Annotated in this window: 21 protein-coding genes and 1 riboswitch; of the genes, 9 read left to right on the plus strand and 12 right to left on the minus strand. The window is 71.6% G+C overall.

Going from position 1 to position 26,287, the window contains the following annotated elements; all coding sequences use genetic code 11:
* Positions 1 to 18 precede the first annotated feature (18 nt).
* From CG723_RS19840 to CG723_RS19850, 3 genes are read right to left on the minus strand one after another with little or no spacing between them, the layout of a single operon-like run.
* Entirely contained in the window at positions 19 to 1,218 is a 1,200-nt protein-coding gene (locus CG723_RS19840; protein ID WP_100594806.1) for a VWA domain-containing protein, read from the minus strand.
* A complete protein-coding gene (locus CG723_RS19845) occupies positions 1,218 to 3,608 on the minus strand; it encodes a DUF5682 family protein (protein ID WP_100594807.1) in 2,391 nt (796 codons plus the stop codon). The genes CG723_RS19840 and CG723_RS19845 overlap by 1 nt, the downstream gene beginning before the upstream one ends.
* Positions 3,605 to 4,744: an ATP-binding protein gene (locus CG723_RS19850; RefSeq protein WP_100594808.1), complete on the minus strand. Its 1,140-nt coding sequence runs from the start codon at positions 4,742 to 4,744 to the stop codon at positions 3,605 to 3,607. Before CG723_RS19850 ends, CG723_RS19845 begins: the two co-directional genes overlap by 4 nt.
* A 178-nt stretch (positions 4,745 to 4,922) precedes the next feature.
* Between CG723_RS19850 and CG723_RS19855 the strand changes: the two genes are divergently transcribed.
* Positions 4,923 to 6,329 carry an SWIM zinc finger family protein gene (locus CG723_RS19855; RefSeq protein WP_100594809.1) on the plus strand — a complete coding sequence of 469 codons (1,407 nt, stop codon included), beginning with the start codon at positions 4,923 to 4,925 and terminating at the stop codon, positions 6,327 to 6,329.
* A 62-nt stretch (positions 6,330 to 6,391) separates the two neighbouring features.
* Positions 6,392 to 8,032 carry a DUF5691 domain-containing protein gene (locus CG723_RS19860; RefSeq protein WP_100594810.1) on the plus strand — a complete coding sequence of 547 codons (1,641 nt, stop codon included), beginning with the start codon at positions 6,392 to 6,394 and terminating at the stop codon, positions 8,030 to 8,032.
* A 103-nt stretch (positions 8,033 to 8,135) separates the two neighbouring features.
* Here CG723_RS19860 and CG723_RS19865 read toward each other — a convergent pair whose 3' ends face one another.
* Positions 8,136 to 8,552 (minus strand): cobalamin B12-binding domain-containing protein, encoded by a 417-nt coding sequence (locus CG723_RS19865; RefSeq protein WP_100594811.1) that lies wholly within the window; start codon positions 8,550 to 8,552, stop codon positions 8,136 to 8,138.
* 431 nt (positions 8,553 to 8,983) lie between these two features.
* On the opposite strand from CG723_RS19865, the gene CG723_RS19870 reads away from it, so the two are divergent.
* Positions 8,984 to 9,979, plus strand: coding sequence for a lipase family alpha/beta hydrolase (locus CG723_RS19870; protein WP_100594812.1), 996 nt, complete (start codon positions 8,984 to 8,986; stop codon positions 9,977 to 9,979).
* Between the two features lie 221 nt (positions 9,980 to 10,200).
* Positions 10,201 to 11,847 carry a M23 family metallopeptidase gene (locus tag CG723_RS19875; RefSeq protein WP_100594813.1) on the plus strand — a complete coding sequence of 549 codons (1,647 nt, stop codon included), beginning with the start codon at positions 10,201 to 10,203 and terminating at the stop codon, positions 11,845 to 11,847.
* Between the two features lie 55 nt (positions 11,848 to 11,902).
* Here CG723_RS19875 and pcrA read toward each other — a convergent pair whose 3' ends face one another.
* Positions 11,903 to 14,413: a DNA helicase PcrA gene (pcrA, locus tag CG723_RS19880; RefSeq protein ID WP_100594814.1), complete on the minus strand. Its 2,511-nt coding sequence runs from the start codon at positions 14,411 to 14,413 to the stop codon at positions 11,903 to 11,905.
* Positions 14,414 to 14,680: 267 nt separating this feature from the next.
* Positions 14,681 to 14,830, plus strand: a riboswitch (cyclic di-AMP (ydaO/yuaA leader).
* An 8-nt stretch (positions 14,831 to 14,838) separates the two neighbouring features.
* Here pcrA and CG723_RS19885 point away from each other — a divergent pair.
* Both CG723_RS19885 and CG723_RS19890 read left to right on the plus strand, forming a co-directional pair.
* A complete protein-coding gene (locus tag CG723_RS19885) occupies positions 14,839 to 16,002 on the plus strand; it encodes a C40 family peptidase (protein WP_100594815.1) in 1,164 nt (387 codons plus the stop codon).
* Positions 16,003 to 16,029: 27 nt separating this feature from the next.
* A complete protein-coding gene (locus CG723_RS19890) occupies positions 16,030 to 16,977 on the plus strand; it encodes a tellurite resistance/C4-dicarboxylate transporter family protein (protein ID WP_267893712.1) in 948 nt (315 codons plus the stop codon).
* Between the two features lies 1 nt (position 16,978).
* On the opposite strand, the gene CG723_RS19895 is transcribed toward CG723_RS19890, so the two are convergent.
* Entirely contained in the window at positions 16,979 to 17,332 is a 354-nt protein-coding gene (locus CG723_RS19895; protein WP_100594817.1) for a hypothetical protein, read from the minus strand.
* A gap of 293 nt (positions 17,333 to 17,625) precedes the next feature.
* Between CG723_RS19895 and CG723_RS19900 the strand changes: the two genes are divergently transcribed.
* Positions 17,626 to 18,696, plus strand: coding sequence for a C40 family peptidase (locus CG723_RS19900; RefSeq protein ID WP_234374407.1), 1,071 nt, complete (start codon positions 17,626 to 17,628; stop codon positions 18,694 to 18,696).
* Here CG723_RS19900 and CG723_RS19905 read toward each other — a convergent pair.
* From CG723_RS19905 to CG723_RS19915, 3 genes are read right to left on the minus strand one after another with little or no spacing between them, the layout of a single operon-like run.
* The gene (locus tag CG723_RS19905; RefSeq protein WP_159032492.1) at positions 18,680 to 19,366 is read right to left on the minus strand and encodes a hypothetical protein; all 687 of its coding nucleotides are present in this window, start codon (positions 19,364 to 19,366) and stop codon (positions 18,680 to 18,682) included. The genes CG723_RS19900 and CG723_RS19905 overlap by 17 nt on opposite strands.
* Before the next feature lie 8 nt (positions 19,367 to 19,374).
* Positions 19,375 to 20,100 carry a LuxR C-terminal-related transcriptional regulator gene (locus tag CG723_RS19910; RefSeq protein WP_267893713.1) on the minus strand — a complete coding sequence of 242 codons (726 nt, stop codon included), beginning with the start codon at positions 20,098 to 20,100 and terminating at the stop codon, positions 19,375 to 19,377.
* Positions 20,097 to 21,386 (minus strand): ATP-binding protein, encoded by a 1,290-nt coding sequence (locus CG723_RS19915; protein ID WP_100594961.1) that lies wholly within the window; start codon positions 21,384 to 21,386, stop codon positions 20,097 to 20,099. The genes CG723_RS19910 and CG723_RS19915 overlap by 4 nt, the downstream gene beginning before the upstream one ends.
* Positions 21,387 to 21,547: 161 nt before the next feature.
* On the opposite strand from CG723_RS19915, the gene CG723_RS19920 reads away from it, so the two are divergent.
* The gene (locus CG723_RS19920; RefSeq protein WP_100594820.1) at positions 21,548 to 22,939 is read left to right on the plus strand and encodes a PspC domain-containing protein; all 1,392 of its coding nucleotides are present in this window, start codon (positions 21,548 to 21,550) and stop codon (positions 22,937 to 22,939) included.
* Positions 22,926 to 23,150: a hypothetical protein gene (locus CG723_RS19925; protein WP_100594821.1), complete on the plus strand. Its 225-nt coding sequence runs from the start codon at positions 22,926 to 22,928 to the stop codon at positions 23,148 to 23,150. Before CG723_RS19920 ends, CG723_RS19925 begins: the two co-directional genes overlap by 14 nt.
* 112 nt (positions 23,151 to 23,262) lie before the next feature.
* Here the strand turns inward: CG723_RS19925 and CG723_RS19930 are convergent, their stop codons facing one another.
* From CG723_RS19930 to CG723_RS19940, 3 genes are all read right to left on the minus strand, one after another.
* Positions 23,263 to 23,790, minus strand: coding sequence for a DoxX family protein (locus CG723_RS19930; protein ID WP_100594822.1), 528 nt, complete (start codon positions 23,788 to 23,790; stop codon positions 23,263 to 23,265).
* 125 nt (positions 23,791 to 23,915) lie between these two features.
* Positions 23,916 to 25,181, minus strand: a complete 1,266-nt coding sequence (locus CG723_RS19935) for a hypothetical protein (protein WP_100594823.1) — start codon at positions 25,179 to 25,181, stop codon at positions 23,916 to 23,918.
* Positions 25,182 to 25,440: 259 nt separating this feature from the next.
* Positions 25,441 to 26,232 (minus strand): class II aldolase/adducin family protein, encoded by a 792-nt coding sequence (locus CG723_RS19940; RefSeq protein ID WP_100594824.1) that lies wholly within the window; start codon positions 26,230 to 26,232, stop codon positions 25,441 to 25,443.
* Positions 26,233 to 26,287: the final 55 nt, after the last annotated feature.

Consider the following 26,287-nt stretch of genomic DNA (forward strand, 5'->3'; position numbering starts at 1 on the left):
ATTTACGGCGTCCCGCACCTACGACGCCCCGTTCGCCGGGTTCCCCGAGTCCGGTATCGGCAGCGGCCGCTTCTCGATCGCCGCCGCCATCACCTCCGGGAAAAGATCCGGCGTGCAGGCGAACGCCGGTGCTCCCGAGGCCGCGAGCGCCGCCGCGTGCTCCCTGTCGTACGCGGGTGCCCCTTCGTCGGACAGCGCGAGCAACGTGACGAACTGCACTCCTGACGACTTCATCGCGGCGACCCGCTTCAGCATCTCGTTCCGGATTCCCCCTTCGTAGAGGTCGCTGATGAGGACGACGACGGTCTCCGCGGGGCGCGTGATCTGCGACTGGCAGTACGCGAGCGCTCTGTTGATGTCGGTGCCGCCGCCGAGCTGCGTGCCGAACAGGACGTCGACCGGGTCGTCGAGCTGGTCGGTGAGGTCGACGACGGCCGTGTCGAACACGACGAGCCTGGTGTTGATGGACCGCATCGAGGCCAGCACAGCGCCGAACACGGAGGCGTAGACGACCGAGGCAGCCATCGAACCCGACTGGTCGATGCAGAGGATGACCTCCTTCTTCACCGACTGGGACGCGCGGCCGTATCCGATGAGCCGCTCGGGGACGACGGTGCGGTACTCCGGCAGGTAGTTCTTGAGGTTGGCCGCGATCGTGCGGTTCCAGTCGATGTCGTGGTGGCGGGGCCTGTTGATACGGGCGCTGCGGTCGAGCGCGCCGGTGAGCGTCGCGCGGGTCCGCGTGACGAGGCGCTTCTCCAGGTCCTCGACGACCTTCCGCACGACGGCGCGAGCCGTCTCCTTCGTCGTCTCCGGCATCGCCTTGTTGAGGGAGAGCAGCGTGCCGACGAGGTGCACGTCGGCGTCGACCGCTTCCAGCATCTCCGGTTCGAGCAGGAGCGCGGACAGGCCCAGGCGGTCGATGGCGTCTCGCTGCATGACCTGGACGACGGAGGAAGGGAAGTACGTCCGGATGTCGCCGAGCCAGCGCGCCACGGACGGCGCGGACGCCCCGAGGCCGGCCGAGCGGTGACGCCCCCGCTCGGCCTTGCCACCTCCCCCGTAGAGCGCGGTCAGGGCGCCGTCCATCGCCGCGTCCTGGCCGCCGAGCGCGCATCCGGTGCCGTCCGCCTCGTCCCCGCCTAGCACGAGCCGCCAGCGCCGCATCCGCTCGCCCCGGGCTCCCCCGCTGAGCTCGTCCACCTGGTCGACCGCCATCAGGCCACCCCCACAAGGTCGTTGTCACCCCGGCCGGAACCGGTTCCCGAGTCAGATCCGGCGTCGGCGTCGTCCGTCCCGAGCAGCAGCCGCAGCACCGGCAGCACCGCGTCCGCGCGCACCTGGTCGAGGCCGGGCGCGAACCCCGGCGGCGCCGTCCCCACCGCCGCCGTGGGGCCCGCCCCCGAGGGCCCGCGCCGCACCAGCTCCCCCAGCGTGCGTCGCACACCGGATTCGTAGGCGGAGAACGTACGGCGCAGCAGCGGCAGTACGTCCGTGAACGCGTCAGCGGACACTCCCGTCAGCCAGTCGTCGACGAGCGCGAGCAGTCGCTCGTCGTGTACGAGGAGCAGCCCGCCGCCGGATCCGCCGCCCACGAACCCCTCGATCCACGCGGCGGCCTCGGCGGGCCCGGTGCCGGGCGAGAGGGCGAGCCCCATCAGCCGCGCGGCCTCGCCCTCGGCCAGCTGTCCGTCGTCGAGGAGCAGCCGCGCGCACCGCCCCCGGATCACGCCGGCCACACTGTCGCGTACGGCGAGGACCCGCAGCACGGAGTGCCAGCGGCCTCTGGGTCCGGCCGTCCCGTCGTCCTCCAGGAGCCCCACAGCCGCGTGCACCGCGTCCACATGGCCGCGCATCTCGGCCGCGGCGTCCCCGTCGAGCCCCGCGCACGCGGGCGGCAGGCCCACGAAGACGCGCTCGGCGAGACCGGCCGCCACCTCGCTCAGCGCCTGGGTGTCCGTCCCTCGCACATCGCCGTAGCGCAGGGAGCGGACGAGGGCGGGCAGGGCCTGGGCGAGATGGCCGACGTCCGCGTCCATCGCGGCGCGGTCGGCCAGCACACGCATCACCACCGGGAGCGCATCCGGCAGTTCGGCGAGGAGGCAGCGCTCCGCGAGGGCGGTGACGTCGGCGAGGGCCGGCGCGCCGATCGCGTCCGCCTCGGCTCTGGCGGTGGCCGCCGAGAGCACGGTCGTCCCCCAGACCCCCGCCTCGGCGACGCGCACGGACAGCTCGGGCTCCCAGCGCAGCCGCCAGGTCTCCCGGAACGTGCCCGTGGAGGCGCGCATGGACCGTGCCGGTTCGCCCCAGCCGACGTCGAGGAGGCGGAGCCGGTGCAGGAGCCGGCTGCGCGCCGCGTCGGTCTCCCGGCGCAGGTCGAGCTCCAACTCCCGCTCCAAAGCCTCCGGTTTGAGTCGCAGGGAGCGCTGCAGCCGCGTGAGGTCGCGTTGCAGCGGCACGGCGGGCGCCGCGTCCGGGACCTCGCCGAGTACGTCCCCGACGACGAGCCTGTCGTGGACGAGCGACAGCGGTACGTCCGATCCCTCGCACATCACGGCGCGGACCGCGTCCGTCGTCTCGGACAGCCCGGCCAGCGGACGGCCCCGCATCGCGGCGAGCGTCTCGGCGAGCCGCACCGCCTCGATGACGTGCGCCGACGACACGATCCTGTCCTCGTCCCTGAACAGCCCGGCGACCTTGGTCATCCAGCGTTCGACGGGCCGGTCCGGGGCGCTGAACAGATGCCCGTACCAGCCGGGCGAGTCGATACCCGCTCCGTATCCGCCGGCCCGGGCGAGCCGGCGGTGCGTCCAGGGCACCCAGGTCATGTCGACCTTGGCCTTGGGCAGCCCCTTGAGGACGGCCCGGTCGGCGGCGACCGTGGTCTTCGTGCGCAGCGCGGGAACGTGCCAGGCGCCGCACACCACCGCGACACCGTCCCCGAACTCCTTCTGTGCGGTGCGCAGTTGAAGGCGCATACAGGCCTCCCGCGCGAGGTCCCGATCGTGCCCGCCGTCGCCGTACTCCTCCCGCAGCGCCCCCATCGCCTCGCCGAGCGCCTCGAACGGCGCGAACGCGTCCCCCGACGCGCCCCGGTGCTCGATGACGTCCTCCCACCAGCGCTCCGGGTCGTCGTGCCCCGCGGTCTCGGCGAGTACGGCGAGCGGATCGACGCGCATCGCCTCCCTGGAATCCTCCTCGCCCTGCTCCCCGCCCTCGCCCTGCCCCCCGTCCCCCTCGGGGTCGTCCGGCGTCGCGCCCTGGTCGCGCAGGGCCAGGCTGTGCGCCGCCGGCAGGTCGATGAAGCGGACCGGCACGTCCCTCTCCAGAGCCCACCGGATCGCGACCCACTCCGGGGAGAACTCGGCCAGCGGCCAGAACGCAGAGCGCCCCGGCTCGTCCACGACATGCGCCAGCAGCGCGACCGGCGGCACCATGCCCTCGTCGGCGGCGAGCGCCACCAGGGCGTCCGCCTCGGGCGGCCCCTCGACCAGGACCACACTCGGACCCGCCGCGTCGAGCGCGGCCCGGACAGCCCTGGCCGAACCGGGGCCGTGGTGACGCACCCCGAGCAGCAGCGGTCCCTGCCCCCTCCCCCGCTCGCTCATACGCTCACCTCGCGGCACGCGCGGTAGAAGTCCTTCCAGCCGTCCCGCTCGCGGACCACGGCCTCCAGGTACTCCTGCCAGATCACCCGGTCCGCGGCCGGGTCACGGACGACGGCCCCGAGGATGCCCGCCGCGACGTCGGACGGCCGCAGCACCCCGTCCCCGAAGTGGGCGGCCAGCGCGAGCCCGCTCGTCACGACCGAGATCGCCTCGGCCGTGGACAGCGTGCCGCTCGGCGACTTCAGCTTCGTACGCCCGTCCTCGGTGACGCCGCTCCGCAGCTCCCGGAAGACCGTGACGATGCGGCGGATCTCATCGGTGCCGTCCGGAGCGGCCGGCAGGTCGAGGGAACGGCCGATCTGGTCGACGCGGCGCGAGACGATGTCGACCTCCGCCTCAGCGCTCTCCGGCAGCGGGAGCACGACGGTGTTGAAGCGGCGGCGCAGCGCGCTCGACAGGTCGTTGACCCCCCGGTCCCGGTCGTTCGCCGTGGCGATCAGGTTGAAGCCCCTGACGGCCTGCACCTCCTGGCCCAACTCCGGTATCGGCAGCGTCTTTTCCGACAGGATCGTGATCAGCGTGTCCTGCACCTCGGCCGGGATGCGGGTCAGCTCCTCGACCCGGGCCGTCATGCCCTCGGACATGGCGCGCATGACGGGGCTGGGCACGAGGGCGTCCCGGCTCGGGCCGTGCGCGAGAAGTCGCGCGTAGTTCCACCCGTAGCGGATCGCCTCCTCGGGGGTGCCCGCCGTGCCCTGCACGAGCAGCGTCGAGTCGCCGCTGACGGCGGCCGTGAGATGCTCGGAGACCCAGGTCTTCGCGGTGCCCGGCACACCGAGCAGCAGCAGGGCGCGATCGGTGGCGAGCGTGGTGACGGCGACCTCGACGATGCGGCGCGGCCCCACGTACTTCGGCGTGATGACGGTCCCGTCGGGCAGCGTCCCGCCGAGCAGATACGTGGCGACGGCCCACGGCGAGAGGCGCCAGCGCTCCGGGCGCGGCCGGTCGTCCTGCGCGGCCAGTGCCGCGAGTTCGGCGGCGAAGGCGTCTTCGGCATGCGGCCGCAGCGCCTGTGCGGCGCCCCGGTCCCCCGCGGACGCGGCGCTCTTCTCGGTCGGTTCGACGGACACGGTCATGGCGATCCCCCTCGATTTCGGCCGGGCTCGGCCGGCACGTCCGGCACGTCCCGAGCACTCGGCCGGGATGTGACTCCACCGTGCACCACGCCACTGACAATCACCGGCCGCACGCCGCTGACCTGTGCGAACAACCGCGCCACGGCCGATTGTCAGTGGCGGGACCTACCTTCGAGACATGACTCAGCAGGGGGTGCGCTGGACGGCGGACCAGGTGCTGGCACTGGCGCCTGACGCCCCGTCACGCAAGGCGGGAAGCAAACTCGGCGTCGCCGGACCTTGGTCGGAGGCGGGAAGTTCGGGCGAAGGGTTGGTGTGGGGGCTCTGCAAGGGCAGTGGCAGCAAGCCGTATCAGACGGTCGTGGATGTCGCGGACGCGGCGGGCCCGGCCTACAAGTGCAGTTGTCCGAGCCGTAAGTTCCCGTGCAAGCACGCCCTCGGGCTCCTCCTCCTGTGGGCGGGGGCGGACGGCTCGGTGCCGGACGCGCAGACGCTTCCGGACTGGGCGGAGCAGTGGGCCGAAGGGCGCAGGAAGCGGGCGCAGACCAAGCGGGAGACGGATGCGGCCGGGGGCTCCGCCGCTGATCCCGAGGCCGCGCGCCGCAGGGCCGAGCGGCGCGCCGAGCGGGTCACGGCGGGCGCGAGCGAGCTGGAGCAGCGGCTCGCGGACCTGCTGCGCGGCGGCCTCGCCTCGGCCGAGCAGGCCGGTTACGGGATGTGGGAGGAGACCGCGGCCCGCATGGTGGATGCACAGGCGCCCGGACTGGCCGCGCGGGTAAGGGAGTTGGGGTCGATACCCGCGTCCGGCCCCGGCTGGCCGGTGCGGCTCCTGGAGGAATGCGCGCTGCTGCACCTCCTCGACAGCGGCTGGCTGCGCCGCGACCTGCTCCCCGCCGGACTCTCGGCGACGGTCCGCTCCCGCATCGGACTGCCGTCATCGGCGGAAGGGCGGCCCACCCGGGACCGATGGCTGGTCCTGGCGCAGTACGACCGGGCCGACAGCCGGCTCACGACACGCCGGACATGGCTGTACGGGACGGAGTCCGGCCACACCGCGCTCCTCCTCTCCTACGGGGCGGCGGGCCGCGCCCCGGCGCTCTCACTGCCGGTCGGCCTCGCACTGGACGCCGAGCTCTGTGCGTACGCGGGCGACGGGCAGCTCCGCGCCGACCTGGGCGAGCAGTTCACGGCACCCGCCCCAAGTCCCGTGCGGCCCAAGGGGGCAGGTGTGGCGGAGGCGGCGGCTCGGTACGGGGACGCGCTGGGCCGCGACCCATGGCTGGAGTCGTGGCCGGTGACGCTGAGTCGGGTCATACCCACGCCGGATGGGGCGAGCGGCAGCGGTAGCGGCTGGCAACTGGCTGACGCGGACGACGACTTGGCACGACCCCGTCCGGCGCGACCGGCCTCGGAGCGGCTGGCGCTCCCGATCACGCCGCAGGCCGCTTCGAGCCCCGGGCTGTGGCGGCTGGCGGCGCTGTCGGGCGGAGCCCCCGTCACCGTCTTCGGCGAATGCGGCCACCGGGGCTTCACCCCTCTCACGGCCTGGCCCGAAGGCCCGGGAGAAGCGGTGGCGCTGTGCTGACGAGCCGGACGACAGAGACGACGGAAGCGACTACGCGGACCCATCCCCTGGAGAGGAGCGGCATGAACGGACCGTCGGCCGCCGGCGCCACGCCCACCAGCACCACCACCGGTGACCCATGGGAAGAGCTGGTCACCGTCGCCCTGCTCGGAACGGACCGGCGGACGCCGCCAGGACACTCGACCGGCTCCGACGCACCGACCGCGCTGCTCGACGCCGCCGCCGTACAGACCGTACGACGGCGGGCCGGGCTGCGGCCCGCACCCGCTGCCGCGCTTCCGGCGCGGGCGGCGGACGACCCGCGGCCCCCGCTCCCCGCCCCCGCACGACGCAGACTGGCGATGCTGCTCACCGACCGCCCCGGCACCGGAGGCGGCCGCCGCGGTACGGCCCCCGACCTCATGGAGCTGCTGCCCCAGTGGCTGGCCGGGGCCAACGCAAAGGGGTACGCGGCCCCTCCGGATCTCCTCCCCGCACTCCTCGACGCGGCGCGCGGGCGCACGGATCTGCGGCCGCAGGCCCTCACGTTCGCCGGCCCGCGCGCACTGTGGCTGGCCCGGCTGAACCCGGACTGGAAGTTCGCGCTCCGTGCCGCCCCCGGCGGCGGCACGGCACTCCCGGCGCCCGAGGACGGGGCAGACGTGCAACACCTGTGGGAGGAAGGTCTGTTCGCCGAACGGGTCGCGCTCCTGGCCCGGGTGCGCGCACACAGCCCGGACGCGGCACGGGACCTGCTCGCAACGACCTGGGCCGCCGAGCGGGCCGAGGACCGGCTGATGTTCCTCGACTCACTGAGGTCGGGGCTCGGCGACGCGGACGAGCCGTTCCTGGAACAGGCATTGTCCGACCGCAGCCGCAACGTCAGAGCCACGGCCGCCGAGCTGCTCTCCGCACTCCCCGGCTCGGCGCTGGCAGCCCGGATGGCCTCGCGCGCCGCCTCCTGCGTCGCCGTCGACCGCACCCGGGGCGCGGCGACGATCTCCGTCGAGGCGCCGCACGAGTGCGACGCGGGCATGGAGCGGGACGGTGTCGCCGCCAAACCGCCGACGGGCCGGGGTGAACGCTCGTGGTGGCTTGGCCAGTTGGTCGAGGCGGCGCCCCTCGGCTGCTGGACCGCGCGGTTCGGCGGGCGCACGCCGGAAGAGATCGTCGCGCTGCCGGTGGCCGACGACTGGCAGCGCGAACTGCACGCCGCCTGGTGCCGGGCCGCAGTGCGCCAGCGAGACGCCGTATGGTCGCGCGCGCTCCTCGGCGCACCCGCCTCACCGGACGCCGGAGGCCCGGGCGCCGTATCGCTGTCCGAACGGGCGAAGCTCCTCGGCGCACTCCCCGACGGTGAACGCGCCGAGTGGGTGGCGGGGTTCATCGCGACGCACGGCCTGTCCGAGGCGTTCCAGCTGCTCGGGGTCTGCGCCCAGCCCTGGGCCGAGGCGCTAGGGCGGGCAGTGGTCGACGCCCTGAACATCGCGCGGGACGCGGGCAGTTACCCCTGGAGCTTCAGCGGCGTCATGGGCCTGGCCGAACGGTGCCTGGATCCCGCGGAAGCGTCCCGGCTCGAAGGCCTCACGGCCACTCCGGACGAACCGGAAGACGCGGCTCCCGGAGCCGGCGGCTACTGGTCGGAAGCGTTCCAGCGCCTGGTCAGCACGTTGCGCCTGCGGCAGGCGATGCGGGACGAGTTGAGAGGGGCGCAAGCGCAATAAGTACGGGGTGAGGCAGGGCAAGGGGAACTGTCCGGTTCGGGCGGAGCGAGACCGCACACCGAACCGGCACTCCTGCCCCCTCACCCGGGAGGTACCGGAGGAATCAAGCCCCGGCAGGCTGACGGACGTTCGCGTTGACCCAGTCCACGATCGACGCCGTCGTCGCGCCCGGGGTGAAGATCTCCGCGACGCCCTTCTCCTTGAGCGGAGCGATGTCCGCCTCGGGGATGATCCCGCCGCCGAACACCTTGATGTCCGCGGCGTCGCGCTCCACGAGGAGCTCGATGACGCGCGCGAAGAGCGTGTTGTGCGCCCCGGAAAGAATCGAGAGACCGATCGCGTCGGCGTCCTCCTGGATCGCCGTGTCGACGATCTGCTCCGGCGTCTGGTGCAGGCCGGTGTAGATGACCTCCATACCGGCATCGCGCAGCGCCCGCGCGATCACCTTGGCCCCGCGATCGTGACCGTCGAGCCCCGGCTTGGCGACCACCACGCGGATCGGACCGGCTGCCACACCCATCACTGCCTCCATGAAGCGACTTCTACCCGATACCTGACCTGATGCGTACCCGGGAAGTGAACGAACGTTATCGACAGCATCCCGCAACCATCCGTTTCGCGGTGCGGAGCGAGGGGGAAATCACACGTTGGGACACGTTCGCTGCGCGCCACAGCCGCCGCAGGCGGTTCAGAAGCCGCATACGGGGGCCTCTGGCGCAAGGGGAGCCGCAAAGAGACAGCCACACCGCCGCCGGCCGCGCGGCGGGCGGCACGGCGCATCGGCGCCGCGGTACGTACGGAGTTTTCGTAGCGCACCGCGACGGTCACACACGGGCACCAAGCAGTCACAGCCCGCGTACGACGCGCATCGTCGGCCACCTCGGCGCATGCTTCCCATGAGGGCACACGGGAGACAGAGCCGTTTTCCCGGGTGCCGACGGGAGGTCGGCCATGAAGGTCACGAGCATCCTGCCTTTTCGCCCGCTCTGTCAGCTGATCCCCACCAGACTGGTGTTCCCCGCCAGACTGGCCGGGGTCTCCGTCTCGTTGTTGAAGGCGACCGCTCTCGAGGTCGCGATCCTCGCCGGGCACCTCCTGCTGTACCCCTCCGGCATCATCCAGGAGCGCAGGGCCGCCCCGGAGCTCCCTGCGCTCGGCTACACCCCCGCCCCCAAGGGCCTGGACGAGGGGGCCGACGATGCCTCGTACCTGACGGAGAGCGCCACGCTGCCGGGGCCTGAGGCCCAGAACGCCCACAGCACCCCCGACAGCCTCAGCGCCCGCCTGCCGGTCACCGAGAGCAAGCCGCCGGTTCTCCTGCTGCACGGCTTCATCGACAACCGCTCCGTCTTCCTCCTGCTGCGCCGCTCCCTCGCCCAGCACGGCCGGCACCACGTGGAGTCGCTGAACTACTCTCCGCTGACCTACGACATCCGCACCGCCGCCGCGCTGCTCGCCCGCCATGTCGAGGAGATCTGCGAGCGCACGGGCCACGACCGCGTGGACGTCGTGGGGCACAGCCTCGGCGGACTCATCGCCCGCTACTACGTGCAGTGCCTGGGAGGCGATCTGCGCGTACGCACCCTCGTGTCGCTCGGCACCCCGCACAGGGGGACCACCGTCGCGCCGCTGATGAACGCGCACCCGATCGTCCGGCAGATGCGCCCCGGCTCGACCGTCATCGAGGAGCTGTCCCGGCCCGCCCCCGGCTGCCGCACCCACTTCGTGAGTTTCTGGAGCGACCTCGACCAGATCATGGTTCCGCTGGAGACGGCCTGCATCGACCACCCCGACCTCATCGCGCAGAACGTCCGCGTCACCGGCGTCGGACACCTCGCGCTCCCCGTCCACCCGGCGGTAGCCGCCGGTATACGGCAGGCACTCGACGCCGAGGAGACGGAAGGAGCGCGCTCCGCCGACGCGGTGGGCGGCCTGACGGTGGCGTGACCGTGGCCTGAACGTGCCCCCGGAACGGTCTCCGAGCTGGCCAAACGTCGAACGATTCTCGAACGCAGGGCCAAAGCTCTGCCCACAGTCCGCCGAAAGACGGCCGAATGCCCGTTTCCTGCGAACGGGAAACCTGCCGAAGATTGTCGAGCCCGCGTACCGCCGGGTACAGTCACCGCACTGCTCTGGCAGCCCCTGTTGTCGAGGCGAAAGAGAAGTTGGTGAACGACCGTCACCCGTCGGGGACTCAGACCTCCCCGGCCCCGGCTCAGGACGCCGACTATGCGCCCTACGCTCCGTATGACCAGCAGAGCGCGCACTACGGCGACTACACCGGTTACGACGGCTACGCCACCGGCGGTTTCGCGGCCGATCCCCTCTTCGGGGACCTTCCCGGCGCGCAGAACACCGGCTCGTACGACAGCGGCCAGTGGGCGACCGGCGCGCACCAGACGCTGACGACGCAGGACCCCCAGCACCACGACCCGTACGCGGCGCAACAACACGCCTCCGCGTACGGCACCGGCAGCTACGACACCACCGCCGTCTGGGGCACCGCCGCTCACGAGCAACTCGGCGGTATTCCGGCCCAGTCCGGACCGGACCATTCCGGCCAGTGGGACAACAGCGCGTGGGCCGACCAGACCGGGCAGTGGGACGCGAACGCCTTCGGGGCGCAGGCGCAGGGATTCACCACGCAGGACGCGTTCGCCACGCAGGCCTTCCAGGCGCCGGCGGCCTTCGAGACCGGGACTTACGAGACCGGAACCTTCGACGCGCAGGGCTTCGAGACCCAGGCGTTCGAGGCTCAGGCCTATGAGACGCAGGCGTTCGAGGCTCAGGCCTATGAGACGCAGGCGTTCGAGGCCCAGCCCTTCGCAACTCAGACCTTCGAAGCGCAGACCTTCGACACCGACGCGTACGACGCCACCGCGTGGAACTCCGCGGGCACCGAAGGCGACGACAACGACCTCGACGCACGGCACGACTACGGCCAACCCGACGCCTCCGAGCCCGAGTCGAGCCACAACGACGATCGCCACGACAGCTACAGCGAGGGCCTCGACGACGTCGAGGAAATCGTCGCCCGCGACGAGCGGCCCGCCCCGGTCACCCCGGCCCAGCGCGCCCGCTCCCGCCGCCGCTCCCCCGCCAAGCGCTCCGCGCTGCTCACCGTCGCGGTGCCCTCGGTGTGCGTGATGGGTGTCGCGGGAGTAGCCGCGGCCTCCGTCGGGGGGCTCGGCGGCGACGACAGCAAGGACACGACGGCGGCCTCGGCACCGGACGCGACCGCCGTGAAGCCCTCCGTCGCCAACAACAAGCTCGACACCCAGCTCGCGGACCTCTCCGCGGACGCGGGCGACTTCGCCGACCGGGCGAGCCGCACCCAGGAACGTATCGACCTCAGGGCCAAGCAGCAGGCCGAGCGGAAGCAGGCGGCGGAGGAAGCGGCGCGCAAGGAGCGGCTGCGTCCCAAGTTCGTCCTCCCGGTCAAGCAGCGCGGGCTGAGCGCGTACTTCGGGCAGGCCGGTATCAACTGGATGTCCGTGCACACCGGCATCGACTTCCCCGTCTCGTACGGGACCCCGGTGATGGCCGCGACCGACGGCACCGTCCGTACGCAGTGGAACAGCGCCTACGGGAACATGACGATCCTGACGGCGAAGGACGGCACGGAGACCTGGTACTGCCACCTCTCCAGCCACGCCGTCATGAGCGGACCGGTCAAGGCCGGCGACCTCATCGCGCACTCCGGGAACTCCGGCAACTCCACCGGTCCGCACCTGCACTTCGAGGTGCGTCCCGGCGGCGGCTCGGCCGTCGACCCGCTCCCGTGGCTCCGCAGCCACGGGCTCGACCCGACGTAACAGGGCCGAGCTCCCGGCGGCAGCCTCCCTACAGCTTCCCCACCGGCCTACAGAGCTACAGTTTCTCCACCGGCGCGTACCTCAGCAGCAGGCGCTTCGGCTTGGGCTCGCCGAAGTCGACTGTCGCCTCCGCGTTCGCCCCTGTGCCCTTGACTCCGACGACCGTGCCGAGGCCGAACTGGTCGTGCGTGACCCGGTCTCCCACGGACAGCGCGACGACCGGCTTCTCCGTCGCCCGGCGCGTGGCGAACGCCGGTGTCGAGCGCGAGCGCGACGACGAGAGAGACGCGGCGATACCGCTCGTCGGACCCGCCGACTTGGCGGGCGCCATGGCGCCGGTCCGCTTCCACTCCAGATGCGTGTCCGGGATCTCCTCCAGGAAGCGCGACGGCGGGTTGTACGAGGGCTGGCCCCAGGCGCTGCGCAGCGTGGAGCGCGTCAGATACAGCCGCTCACGTGCGCGCGTGATGCCGACGTAGGCGAGGCGGCGCTCCTCCTCCAGCTCCTTGACCTGGCCGAGGGAGCGCATGTGCGGGAAGACGCCGTCCTCCATGCCGGTCAGGAAGACGACCGGGAACTCGAGGCCCTTGGCGGTGTGCAGCGTCATCAGCGTGATGACGCCGGAGCCGTCGTCCTCCTCGTCCGGGATCTGGTCGGAGTCGGCGACGAGCGCGACCCGCTCCAGGAACTCGGAGAGCGTACCGACGCTCGCCCCGCCCGCACCCTCGGCCGCGCCGTCCGCCGTCGCGCTCTCCTGCTCGAACTCCAGGGCCACGGCCGCGAGTTCCTGAAGGTTCTCGATGCGCGTCTCGTCCTGCGGGTCCGTCGACGACTGCAACTCGGCCAGATAGCCGGTCCGTTCGAGCACGGCCTCCAGGACCGTGGCCGGGCCCGCGCCCGATTCGACGATCGTGCGGAGGTCCTCCATCAGCGTGTTGAACCGCTTCACCGCGTTCGTCGAGCGGGCCGCCATGCCGTACGCCTCGTCGACGCGGCGCAGCGCCTGCGGGAAGGAGATCTTCTCGCGCTGGGAAAGCGCGTCGATCATCGCTTCGGCACGGTCGCCGATGCCGCGCTTCGGCACATTGAGAATGCGACGCAGGGGGACGGAGTCCTCGGGGTTGGCGAGCACCCGCAGATAGGCCAGGACGTCCCTGACCTCCTTGCGCTCGTAGAAACGGACTCCGCCGACGACCTTGTAGGGCAGGCCGACGCGGATGAAGATCTCTTCGAAGACACGGGACTGCGCGTTCGTCCGGTAGAAGATGGCGACGTCGCCGGCCTTCGCGTCGCGCGCGTCCGTGAGCCGGTCGATCTCGTCGGCGACGAACTGCGCCTCGTCGTGCTCGGTGTCCGCGACGTAGCCGGTGATCTGCGCGCCCGCGCCCGCGTTCGTCCACAGGTTCTTGGGGCGGCGGGATTCGTTGCGCTCGATGACCGCGTTGGCCGCGGAGAGGATGGTCTGCGTCGAGCGGTAGTTCTGCTCCAGCAGGATCGTTGTCGCGTCGGGGTAGTCCTCCTCGAACTGGAGGATGTTCCGGATGGTGGCTCCGCGGAACGCGTAGATCGACTGGTCGGCGTCACCCACGACGCACAGCTCGGCCGGCGGGAGGTCGTCCGCGCGGGGTGGCTCGTCCTCCCCGCGGCCGCTGTCGGCCGACCCCACCAGCTCCCTGACCAGCGCGTACTGCGCGTGGTTCGTGTCCTGGTACTCGTCGACCAGGACGTGGCGGAAGCGGCGGCGGTAGTGCTCGGCGACGTCCGGGAAGGCGCGCAGGAGGTGCACCGTCGTCATGATCAGGTCGTCGAAGTCCAGCGCGTTCGCCTCGCGGAGGCGGGACTGGTACATCGCGTAGGCCTGGGCGAGGGTCTTCTCGAAGCCGTCGGCGGCCTGAGCCGCGAAGTCCTCCTCGTCGATCAGCTCGTTCTTCAGGTTCGAGATCTTGGCGCTGAACGACTTCGGCGGGAACTTCTTGGGGTCCAGGTCGAGGTCGCGGCAGACCAGGGCCATGAGGCGCTTGGAGTCGGCGGCGTCGTAGATCGAGAACGACGATGTGAAGCCGAGCTTCTTCGACTCGCGGCGCAGGATGCGGACGCAGGCGCTGTGGAACGTCGACACCCACATCGCGTTCGCCCGCGGGCCGACGAGGGACTCGACGCGCTCCTTCATCTCGCCCGCGGCCTTGTTCGTGAACGTGATCGCGAGGATCTGGCCGGGGTGCACACCGCGCTCGCCGAGGAGGTACGCGATGCGGTGCGTGAGCACGCGGGTCTTGCCGGAACCCGCGCCCGCCACGATGAGCAGCGGGGAGCCGCCGTGGACGACGGCCGCCTTCTGGTTCTCGTTCAGCCCGTCGAGGAGCGCAGCCGGGTCGAGCGCCGGGCGTGGGGCACCGTCCCGGTAGTACTCGTCTCTGGCCGGGGGCACGTCGAACTTCCCGTCGAACAGGTCGTCCGGAACGTGCTCCGGAGCCGTGTCGTCCTCGGGCGGCGGCGGGGCATGCTCCTCACTGGCCTTCGAAGCCGTGAGGTCCGCCAGGAAGCTGTCGTCAAAGAGGCTGCTCATCGCTCTACGAGTCTAGGCCGCCCCACTGACACCCACGGCCGTCCCGGAAACTTCCCCCGACTTCACGCGCCCGGCCACCTCTCGTAGTGCAGTAGTTACTCTCAGCGAGGGTTACCGGAGGTCACGAACAAGATTGCCGAAGGTCACGAAAATGTATCGGGCATATCGAACATCAACCTTCACAGCAGCCACACGAGTTGGCTAGCGTGCTCCGCGGGCCGCCCGTCCCCCCGCCGGCAACCGCGCCGCGAGCGGGTCGCCCCCGCTGAGTTCAGTACGCCGAGAGGCATGGAACCGGGGACCCACGACCTTTGGGGTGAATCGGCCGACGACCCGTCAGGGCGCGGCCGTAGGGCAGCCTTCCGAATCTCCGCCCGAACCCGACAGCTAACCCGGTAGGCGGTCATGGGAAGGAGACGCGACCCTTGGCGTCGCACCGCAAGCCGCGCACCAGAACAGCCGGCCCCCGCACGGCTCCCGTCGCCGGCATCACCACGGCGGCCCTCACCTCCATCGCCCTGCTCTCGCAGACCGCGACCGCCGCCCCCTCCGCGCCGCCGAAGCCGAGCCTGGAAGAGGTCCAGAAGAAGGTCGACACCCTCTACCACCAGGCGGGCGTGGCCACGGAGAAGTACAACGCTGCCAAGGAGCGCACCACCAAGCAGCAGAAGCGCGTCGGCGAGCTGCACGACGACGTCGCGCAGCGCACCGAGAAGCTCAACAAGGCCCGCCAGGAGCTCGGCACCTTCGCCGCGGCCCAGTACCGCACGGGCGCCGTCTCCGACACCGCGACGCTGCTCCTCGCCGACGACGCGCAGGACTACTTCGACCAGGACCAGCTGATGAGCCGGCTCACGAGCCGCCAGAAGAAGGCCGTCGACGACTACCAGACCGAGCAGGCCGCCACCACGAAGAAGCGCACGGAGGCGGCCAAGAGCCTGGAGACGCTGACCACTTCGCAGGCCACTCTCAAGAGCACGAAGAGGGACGTCCAGCAGAAGCTCGGTGACGCCCGCGAACTCCTGTCGAAGCTGACCGCCGAGGAGAAGGCGCGGCTCGCGGCGATCGAGAAGAAGAAGCAGGAGGCCGCCAGGAAGAAGGCGGAGGAGCTGGCGCGTCAGCAGGCCGAGGCGGAGGCCAAGCGCAAGGCGGCCGAGGAGGCGCGCCAGAAGGAGAACCCGGGCACCGGCACCGGTTCGGGGACGGGTACGGGCTCCGGGAGCACCAGCAGCGGTTACGCCACCAAGGCCGCGAAGGTCATCGACTTCGCCGAGTCCCAGATGGGCAAGCCGTACGTGTGGGGCGCCACGGGCCCGGACTCGTACGACTGCTCGGGCCTCACGCAGGCCGCGTGGAAGGCGGCCGGCATCACGCTGCCGCGCACGACCTGGGACCAGGTCAAGGTCGGCACGACCGTCACCACGGCCGACGCCGAGCCAGGCGACCTGGTTTTCTTCTACGACGACATCAGCCACGTCGGCATCTACATAGGCGACGGCAAGATGATCCACGCGCCGAAGCCGGGCGCGAACGTCCGCGTCGAGTCGATCTACTACATGCCGATCCACAGCGTGGTGCGCCCGGCCTGACCGCCTTCGTGGGGTTACGTTCGGGCGGTGCGCGGCCCGAACGCAACCCCACGTCCCGGACCCACGTGGTCCCAGCTCCCTCCGGCCGCCGGCGCCGCCGTCATGGCCACCGGCATCATTTCGGTCGGCCTGCGACTGACCGGTCACTCGGTGCTGTCCGGCATCATGCTGGTGCTCGCCGCCGCCCTCTGGCTGCTCCTCGCGGCGGACTTCGCGAACCGGCTGGTGCGGGAGCGCGACCGCTGGGAGTCCGAGGCGGACACCCCGCCCGCGCTCACCGCGGTCGCGGCGACGGCCGTCCTCGGCACCCGGATCTCCATGTTCGGCTGGCAGACCCTGGCAGAGGCGCTCCTCGCCCTGGCCGCGCTCGTCTGGCCGGTGCTCCTGATCAACGTCGTACGGCACTGGAAGCCGCGAATGCCGGGGGCCGTGTTCCTCGGCTGTGTCGCGACGCAGGGCCTCGTCGTCCTGGCCGCGACGCTCGCGCCCGCGGTCGGCGCGCACTGGCTCGCGTTCACCGGGATGGTGCTCTTCTGGGGCGGGATCATCCTGTACTGCTTGGCGCTGCTCCACTTCGACCTGCGCGAGGTGGCCTCCGGCGCCGGGGACCACTGGGTCGCGGGCGGCGCGCTCGCCATCTCCGCACTCGCCGCGTCGAAGCTCGTCGCGACGGGTCTGTGGAACAGTGACGACACGGACGTCCTGCGCACCATGAGCTTCCTGCTGCTCGCGCTCGATGTGGCCTGGTACGTCGTGCTGGCGCTGGCGGAGGTGCGGTGGCCCAGGCCGCGTTACGACGTGCGGCGCTGGTCGACGGTCTTCCCGATGGGAATGACAGCGGCGGCGGCACTGTCCGTGAGCGCCGCCGCCGATGTGCCCTGGCTCAAGGGGCCGGGGCAGGTACTGGTGTGGATCGCGGTGGCCGCGTGGCTCGCCACCCTGTTCGGGGCGTTCAGGTCCCGAACAGCCGCCTGACTCAGGTCCAGAGGACCGCGATGAAGATGTTCGCGGTGGTCAGGAGGCCGACGAGACCGAACAGCCCCTTGTCCACCTTCTCGTCGTCCCGCTTCACGTACACGAGGCCGAGGATCACGATCAGCAGCGCGAGCTTCACGCCGATCTTGATGTTGTTGACGGCATTGTCGTCCGCCTGGTTCAGGCCCACCAGGACGACGCCCGTGACCAGCATGGTCAGCGCGCCGTGCAGCATCGCCGGGACGAACCGGGCCGTTCCCTTGCCCATCGCCTTCATCTGGGTGAGGAACCCACCGAGGAGCGAGGCGATGCCGATGATGTGCAGGCCGACGAAGAGGTGGATGAGTACGTCCATGACCGGCGAGCCTAGCCGGGGCCTCACTACCTCCATGAACCGGCCCGCACCGGTCCCACGCCGGTCGCATACGGTCACACCCGGAGCACAAGGACCAGTTGCGGACAATCCGTCACCAACCCGTGACGGTCAGGTTTAGCGTCCTTCCTCAGGTGACCGGCTCCCCACCCCCGCCCCGCTCAGGGGCGGCAGTCGGGCACCTACCGCCGAGAAAGGTCCGGCGGCGGCCCGCTTCCCCTGTGCGGGCCGCCGCCGGACGCGTAAGCAGTACGTACCGGAAGGACGTGCCCCTCGTGTCGGCAGCGCACCGCAAGCCCCGACAGCGCTCGCTCACCGGCCCCACGGCCCGCACCGCGGCGACCCTCGCTCTCGCCTCCGCGGCGACCGCCACCGCCCTGGACGGTGCGGCGCACGCGGATCCCCGGCTCACCCCGAGCCAGGTGAAGGCGAAGGTCGACCAGCTCTACCAGGAGGCCGAGAAGGCCACCGAGAAGTACAACGGCGCCAAGGAGAAGGCGGACAAGGCCGAGAAGAAGCTCGGCTCCCTGCGGGACGAGGCGGCCCGCAGGACGGACCGGCTCAACACCCAGCGCGAGGCGCTCGGTTCGGCCGCCGCCGCGCAGTACCGCACCGGCGCCCTCGACCCGGCGGTCCAGCTCGTCCTGTCCTCCGACCCCGCCCAGTACCTCGACAACGCGGCGCTCGCCGACCGGCTCGGCACCCGGCAGGCCTCCGCGGTCGGGCGCGTGCAGCGCGAACTCCGGCAGATCGACCAGCTGCGCTCCGAGGCCGACGGCCGGCTCGCCGAGCTGCGCAAGCGGCAAGGAGAGCTGAAGAAGCAGAAGAAGACGGTCACCGGGAAGCTGGCCGAGGCGAAGCGTCTGCTCGACCAGTTACCGGCGGACGAGCGCACCGGCGTCGGAGCAGGCGCCGGCGACAGCGGCGCGGCCGGCCGCGCCTCCCGCTCGGACTCCTCCCGCGAGGTGCCGTCCGGCGCCCTGCCCAAGGCCCCGGACTCCCGCACGGCGGCGGCCATCGCCTACGCCTACAGCGCCCTCGGCAGCCCCTATGTGTGGGGCGCCACGGGCCCGAACGCCTTCGACTGCTCCGGCCTCACCCAGGCCGCGTACCGCTCGGCGGGCATCTCCCTGCCGCGCACCACGTACTCCCAGATCAACGCGGGCCCTCGCATCCCACGCTCCCAACTGCAGCCGGGCGACCTGGTGTTCTTCTACTCGGGCATCAGCCACGTGGGGCTCTACATCGGCAACGGCAAAATGATCCACGCCCCGAACCCGAGCGCCCCGGTCCGCATCGCCCCGATCGACGAGATGCCGTTCGCGGGGGCTACGCGGGTGGCGTGACGAGAGTGCCGTTCCGGTGCTCGCGCGCCATGTGGGCGAACGCGAGGTCCGCCACTTCGGCCAGCACCTCGGGGGCCGCGGAGCCGCAGTGCGCGCGCAACTGCGCGGCGAACGCCTCCGAGTCCCGGCAGAGGGCGAGCGCCTGTGTCACCTGGGCGATCAGCTCCGGCAAGAGCTCGGCGCAGTAGGGGTGTTCGCTCTCCGCCGCCGCGCGGATCGGGTCCTCCTCGTCCGGGAAAGCCGGGTCGAGCCAGGTCTCGAGGCCGAGCAGCTGCGGAAATCTCACCGCCAGTTCCCAGCTGGCGAGCGGGATCTCCTCATACGTCGCCTCGGGTTCGCGGCACGCCATCCTCAGGAGCGTCGCCAGGTCGTTCATGAACTCGGGCACAGTCCTAGTTCCCGCCGCACGGCTCCACAGGGTGCGGGCGGCCGGCGGGCAGGTCGAGAAGAACTCCTCGGTGAACGTGTGGGCCAGATGGTCGAGTTGAGCCGCAGCCGGCTGCAGCGGCCAGGTCCATGACGGGCGGGTGTACTCCACCCCCTGAATGCGCCGGTAGCGCAGCACCTGCCACTCCAGCGGATCACCTGATCCGGCCGCGTCGGCCGCGAGACCGACCAGGTGGAATATGGCGCCGCTGCTCAGCGCGGACTGCGGAAGACGCGTCGTCACCCCCCCCGTCACACCAGCCGTCGCGCCGTAGCCCACCGCGTCAGCTCGTGGCGGTTCGACAGCTGAAGCTTTCTGAGGACCGCCGAGACATGGGACTCGACCGTCTTGACCGAGATGAACAGCTGCTTGGCGATCTCCTTGTACGCGTAACCGCGGGCGATGAGGCGCAGGACCTCGCGCTCGCGCTGCGTGAGGCGGTCGAGGTCCTCGTCGACCGGCGGGGCGTCCGTGGACGCGAACGCGTCGAGGACGAAGCCCGCCAGACGCGGCGAGAAGACCGCGTCGCCGTCCTGGACGCGGAAGATCGAGTCGACCAGGTCCGTGCCGGTGATCGTCTTGGTGACGTACCCGCGGGCGCCACCGCGGATGACGCCGATGACATCCTCCGCGGCGTCCGACACGGAAAGGGCCAGAAAGCGGACCGGGTTGTCGGCCGCCGCCATCAACGGGGCGCAGCGGCGCAGGACTTCGACGCCGCCGCCACCGGGAAGGTGCACGTCGAGGAGGACGACCTCGGGGCGCGTGGCCGTGATGACCGTGACCGCCTGGTCCACGTCCGCGGCCTCGCCGACCACCTCGACGCCCGTCGTCTCCGTGCGGCCGATCTCCGCCTGGACGCCGGTGCGGAACATCCGGTGGTCGTCGACAAGGACCACGCGTGCGTGACGGCCGACCGGCTCCGTCTCCGGCTCGCTCGCCGCGGTCGCGTCCGGCTTGACCTGCTCGTCACTCATGGGGTCTTCTCCGCCCTCTTCATGGTCAGTTCGACCTCCGTGCCGCCGTCCGGCACCGCGCGCAGCCGCGCCGTGCCGCCGTTGCGCTCCATCCGGCCGATGATCGATTCTCGTACGCCCATCCGGTCCGCCGGAATCGAGTCGAGGTCGAAACCGGGGCCCCGGTCGCGTACGGACACGAACACCGTCTCCTCCTCGACCTCGGCGTAGACCTGGACCGCACCGCCCTCGCCACCGTACTTGGCGGCATTCACCATCGCTTCCCGCGCAGCCTGCATCTGTGCCGAGAGACCGTCGTCGAGCGGGCAGTCGCCGACCACCACCACCTCGAGGGGCACCCCGTGCTTGTCCTCGACCTCGGCCGCGCTGCGCTTGACCGCCTCCGCGACCGTGCCGGGCTCCTCCGCCTCGTCCTTCCCGTTCCCCTCCGGTCTGTAGAGCCAGGCCCGCAGGTCTCGCTCCTGTGCGCGGGCCAGGCGCCGCACCTCGCTCGCGCTCTCCGCGTTCCGCTGGATCAGCGTGAGGGTGTGCAGGACCGAGTCGTGGACATGGGCCGCGACCTCCGCCCGCTCCTGCGCGCGGATCCGCATGAGGCGCTCCTCGGACAGATCCTGCGTCATGCGCACGAGATAGGGGCCGGCGAGGAGGGCGATGCCGACGAGGACGGCGAGGGCGGCCTGAAGGATGGAGCCGAGGTGCTCGGCCGACCCCTGGAGCACGAAGATCCCGGTGACACCGGCCCCGACGAGTACGACACCCGCCGCGGCCCGCGCCAGATTCAGCGTCCGCTTGCGGCGGCCGACCTCCATCCAGCGGGCCCGGCGCGCATTGTCCGCCTGGCGCCAGACTAGGGCCACGCCCGCGCCGACGAGGAGCGTCGGCCACAGATACGCCTTCGCGTTCCCCGCCAGATTCACATTGCCGACGAACACCATCGACACGACGACCATGAGCAGCAGGGCGACGATCTGCCCCTTGTCCGGCTTGCGGGCGACGAGTCTGCGCCGCCCGTCCGTAGCCGTCTCCGTGGTGAAGGCAGGGGTCCGCTCGCTGCCCACGCCTCCGACGCCGAGCGGGACGAAGAACCAGAACGCCGCGTACAGGAGAGCGCCGAGGCCGTCCGCCATGAACAGGCCCACGAAGACGAGCCGCACCCAGATCACGGGCAGGCCGAGATGCCCGGCGAGCCCCCGCGCCACTCCGCCGAGCCAGCGTCCGTCGCTGGAGCGGTAGAGCTTGCGCGGCGGCCGCGGTCCGTCAATGGGTGGTGCTGCGGCTTCCGGCATGCCATCGATGGTCACACGTGGGGCGGACCGCGGGCATCAGGGTTCAGCCCGGAGACTCCCCTGATCTCCGCCCGGCCCCGAGCGCCGTCAGGGGCGATATCAGGGTTGGTCCAGGGTCGTCCCGACTGCCGCGGCGGGCCTCGGCCCGTCACGATGGACGCATGACAGATCACCAGCACGCCTCGACGGGAGCGCAGGCCGGGCAACCGCAGGACGCGGTGCCCGGGCGCGGCTCCGGCGGTGCGTCCGCGCCGCCCGCGCCGGGACAGGAGCCCGGCGTCCCCGCGCCGCCGAGCAAGTTCCGGCGCGACCGGCGGCACGGGATGCTGGGCGGAGTGTGCGCGGGACTCGGCCGGCACTGCGACATGGATCCGGTGATCTTCCGGATCGGCCTCGCCGTGCTCGCCGCGACGGGCGGGCTCGGCCTGATCTTCTACGGTTTCGCCTGGCTCTTCGTCCCGTACGACGACGAGGAGGAGAACGAGGCGCGCAAGCTCCTCTCCGGCCGCGTGGACGGCCCGGCGCTGACGGCCGTGCTCTTCGCGCTCGTCGGCTGCGGGCTCTTCCTCTCCATGCTGAACAACGGCGGAGTGCTCACATTCGCCGCCGTCCTCGCCCTGCTCCTCGCGGGCGCGGGGTATTGGTCCCAGCAGCGCCGAGCGGCCGACCCCGACCCTCTGGCCGCGCAGACCGTGGCCGACGCGCCGCCCGAGGCGCAGGCGCCGCCCGTCACCGGGGCGCCGTCCTGGTGGCGGGACCCGATAGTCAAGGACGGCACGCACGTCGGAGGGACCGGGTACTTCTGGGGGCCCGACAGCGGCGTCGACATCCGGTACGAGCCCACGGCACACGGGCACCGGACGGCCTGGGGCCCTGACGTCTCCTCCCGCGGCCCGGAAGGCGGGGCACCCAAGCAGCGCGGGCCGCGCTGGATCGGCGGCTGGACGTTCCTGCTCGCGCTGGCCGCGGGCTGCGCGGGCACGACGGCGACCTGGGACGGCCACCCGCTCGGCACGGCCCTCCAGGCCGGTCTCGCGAGCGCGCTCGTCGTCTTCGGTCTGGGCATCGCGCTCAGCGCCTTCGTCGGACGGACCGGCGCCGGCTCGATCATCCTCGCGGTCATCACGGCGGGCCTCCTCGCCGCGTCGGCCGCGCTCCCCTCCAACATCACCACCCACTGGATGCGCACCAACTGGACCCCTGCCTCGGTCGCCCAGGTGGAGCCGGTATACGAGCTGGGAACGGGCGTCGGCACGCTCGATCTGAGCGGGATCGATCTCGGCAAGGGCAAGACGCTGACGACAAGAGCGGAGGTCGGGGCGGGGCAGCTCAAGGTCATCGTGCCGAAGGACGCGACGGTCGTGCTGCGGGCCGAGGTGGGCGTCGGTGACATCCGGCTGCCGGACGAAAAGACACAGGACGTCGACATCCGTCCGAGACAGGAGCAAAGGGTGACCCTCACACCGCCGGTGGGCAGCGAGGACGGCGGCACGGTCGAGCTGAGGCTCGAAGTCGGTGTCGGACAGGCGGAGGTGGCCCGTGCCACGTCATGACTTCCAGCCGGGAAAGCTGATCGCGGGCCTGTTCCTTACCGCGGCCGGAGCCCTCTACCTGGGCGCCGCGCTGGGCGGCTGGGAGGTGGAGTGGTTCGCGGTGATCCCCCTGGTCACCGTCGGCCTGGTCCTGGCCGGAGCAGCGGGCACAGCAACCTACGCGATCCGTCGCCGCCAAAGACCCCACCCGACGGACTCCAGCTCCCCGTAAGAGCGGAAACGGCGCACGGGCGCCCGCCAAGGGGCGCGGGGAACCGCGCGCCGGCCAGCAGTCAAAGGACGCGACACGGGCCCCCAGGGCCCCCGCCGCACAAAGAAACCCGTCAGCCAAGCCCACCCCGGGCCCGGCGCCGAGCCGCAAGCATCGCATCCACCGAAAACACCGAAGCCCCCGCAAGCACCAGCGGCAGCCAAGCCATCAGATAGGCAAGATCGTTACCGAGGTAATACGGCTCGGTGGCCCAGCTCACCGTCAGCCACAGGCTGAGCGAGATCAGCATGCCGCCCACGGCGGCGAGCCGGGCGAGCAGACCGATCAACGTGCCGATGCCGACGGCCAGTTCGCCGAAGGCGATCGCGTATCCGAAGCCGGTCGGGCTCTTGAGCGCCAGGTCGACCATGGCGGGAATGGCGGAGATGTCCCGCACTCCGCGCATCTGCTCGCCGATCGACCCCGATCCGGTGGCGTGGAAGAACGCGCTGTCGGTCAGCTTGTCGAGCCCCGCATAGATGAAGGTGACGCCGAGGAAGATCCGCAAGGGAAGGAGTGCAAACCGTTGGGCGTTGTCCCGCCAGCTGCCCCTGCCGTTGACGTAATCGGTATGGATGTCCGTCCGCATGCCATGAGTCATCGCCCGTCCGCCGCCTCTCCCACCCGCATCAGTGCCCGCAAAATTGCCCGTCACCAGACCTTACGTACGAGCGGGCGCGACCGTTCAGTAACGTTCAGCTATTGCCGCAGGCCGGACGCGGGCACTCAGTCCGAGACGTCGATCGCGCACCGGTTCGTCTCCACGCCCGCCGCGGTGACGACCTGGACGTCGACCCGCCCCGGCTCGACGTCCACGGGGACCGGGACCGTCAGGGTCGAGTCGGTGGGGTTGGTGAAACCGCCCTGAACCGGGACGAGAGGCACATGGACGTGCACGGGACCGATGCGGACGACCATCCGGGAGAGCCGGTCCGCGGTGGCCGCGCCCGGCGGCACGAAGCCGGCCCCGCGGATCTCGATGTCGTCGCCGGTGCGGATCGGCGCGTCCAGGTCCCCGGCCTCACGGGACCGCACGACCGAAAGGATCACGGGCCGGCCGCCCTCCGCGTACTTGGCCGCGAGGTAGGTGGCTGCCGAGACCAGGACCAGCAGGGCGAGGCCCCATGGCAGATCGGGCAGCTGTCCGGGGCGGCGGGCGAGGCGCGCCGCTACGAAGACGAGCGCGACGGCCGAGATCAGCACGTACTGGATGTCGGCGAAGGTGCCGCGTCCGGAGTCGTCCGTGAGCAGGTCGGCGGCGCGCGGCCGGTCCGCGCGCACCTTCTGCAGGCGCTGGCCCAGCACGCGCATCCACACGACCCGCCGCACCAGGACGGCGACCCCGCAGACGACGGCGAGGACGGTCACGACCCCGGCGCCCCGGGCGAGTTCCAGGCCGGAGATCAGCGCGTCCCGTTCGCGGTGGCCAGAAGCGCCGGCCAGCTCGCCCGCCAGGACGAGCACCGCGTAGACCACGACGAGGACCCAGCAGGCGGCGACGGCTCGGGAGGTGGACAGGCGGTTGTCCTCGCCGACGACCGGGGCGAGCACCCCGCCGGCCGCCCGGTGGACGTAGGCCGCGCCGGTCAGGAGGCCGCTCACGACGACCGCCGCGAGCAGTCCCGCCGTGCGCGCCGACGTCCAGCCCGCGCCGATCGCCGTGAGCGCCTGCACGATCAGGAGCAGCGCGCACCCGCCCCACACCACGCCGACCGTGCGCGGCCACAGCCCGGCGAGCCACGCGTCGCCCTCGGCGCGCCCGCGATCGGCCATGCCCCGCGCGGACTGGGTCAGCTCGTCCGAGACCCACTGACGGGACGCGCCCGCCGAGTGCGCGACGGCAGCGGGCAGCCCCTGCCCGGCCGCCAGTTCGTCCCGTTTCGCAAGGAACGCGGCCACGGCCCTGCGGTGCCCTTCGCGCGCCCCGTGCGGGCAGTCGCCGCAGGTGCAGCCCCCGCTGTGCGTTCCCTCTCGCGCCTCCTGGACCGCCACCCGGTACGCCCGCCTTCCCATCCGGAGCCCGCCCGACCCGAACGGCCTCGCGTCAACTTCCGTGTAATGACTGGGAATTGTGCCGTACGCCAGGCCGTCCAGGGCCGCCAGGTCCGGTCAGAGGGGGTGAACAGTGAACGCCGGTGTTGACCCCCCGAGGCCACAGCCCCCGCCTCGAGGACGACGGCCCCGGCTCAAGGCACCGCTGCCCCGACTCGAGACGGCGCCGCCCCGGCTCAGGACGACACCAGCCCTCCGCTCAGGACAGCAGGTCCGGCTCCGCGCTGCTGATCTCCTGCCACAGGGGCTGATGATTGATCCACGCCACCAGGTCGCCGCCCAGCTGATCCCGTGACGCCACGGCCTGGCGGTGGTCGATCAGAATCGGGCGACCCGCGGCCCGCGCCGCGAGCTGCACCTGGCAGGAGCGCTCCATCGACAGGAACCACCACGCGGCCGAGTCGACGGACTCGCCCACGGTGAGCAGCCCGTGGTTGCGCAGGATGAGCGCCTTGTACGAGCCGAGCGCGGCCGCGATCCGCCGCCCCTCGTCCGGGTCCACGGCCACGCCGGTGTACTCGTCGAGCAGCGCGTGGTCCTCGTAGAAGGCGCACGCCTCCTGGGTGATCGGGTCGAGCAGATCGCCGAGCGTGGACAGCGCCCGCCCGTACAGCGAGTGGCAGTGCGCGACGGCGACCACGTCGGGCCGCGCCCGGTGGACCTGGGCATGGACGGTGAACGCGGCCTGGTTCACATGGCGGCGGCCCTCGACGACCTGCCCGTCCCCGTTGGCGAGGACCAGGTCGGACACGGTGACGTGCTTGAACGGCATCCCGAAGGGATTCACCCAGTAGCAGTCGTCGTACTCCGGGTCCCGCACCGTGATGTGCCCCGACACCCCGTCCTCGTAGCCGAGACGCCCGAAGATGCGCAGCGCGCCCGCGAGCCGCTCCATGCGGTGCCGACGCTCGTCGGCCGGGGAGCCATGGATGGGGGGCATCGCGAACTGGAGGTGTTCGGTGGGGACCGGCGGCGGCGTCTGCGTGGACATGGAGCGGAAGTTACCTCCGGGGAGCGCAGGAGGACAGAGGCGGGCGGTGAAGAGA

The organism is Streptomyces sp. CB01635 (genome assembly GCF_002803065.1).
Classification (GTDB): Bacteria; Actinomycetota; Actinomycetes; order Streptomycetales; family Streptomycetaceae; genus Streptomyces.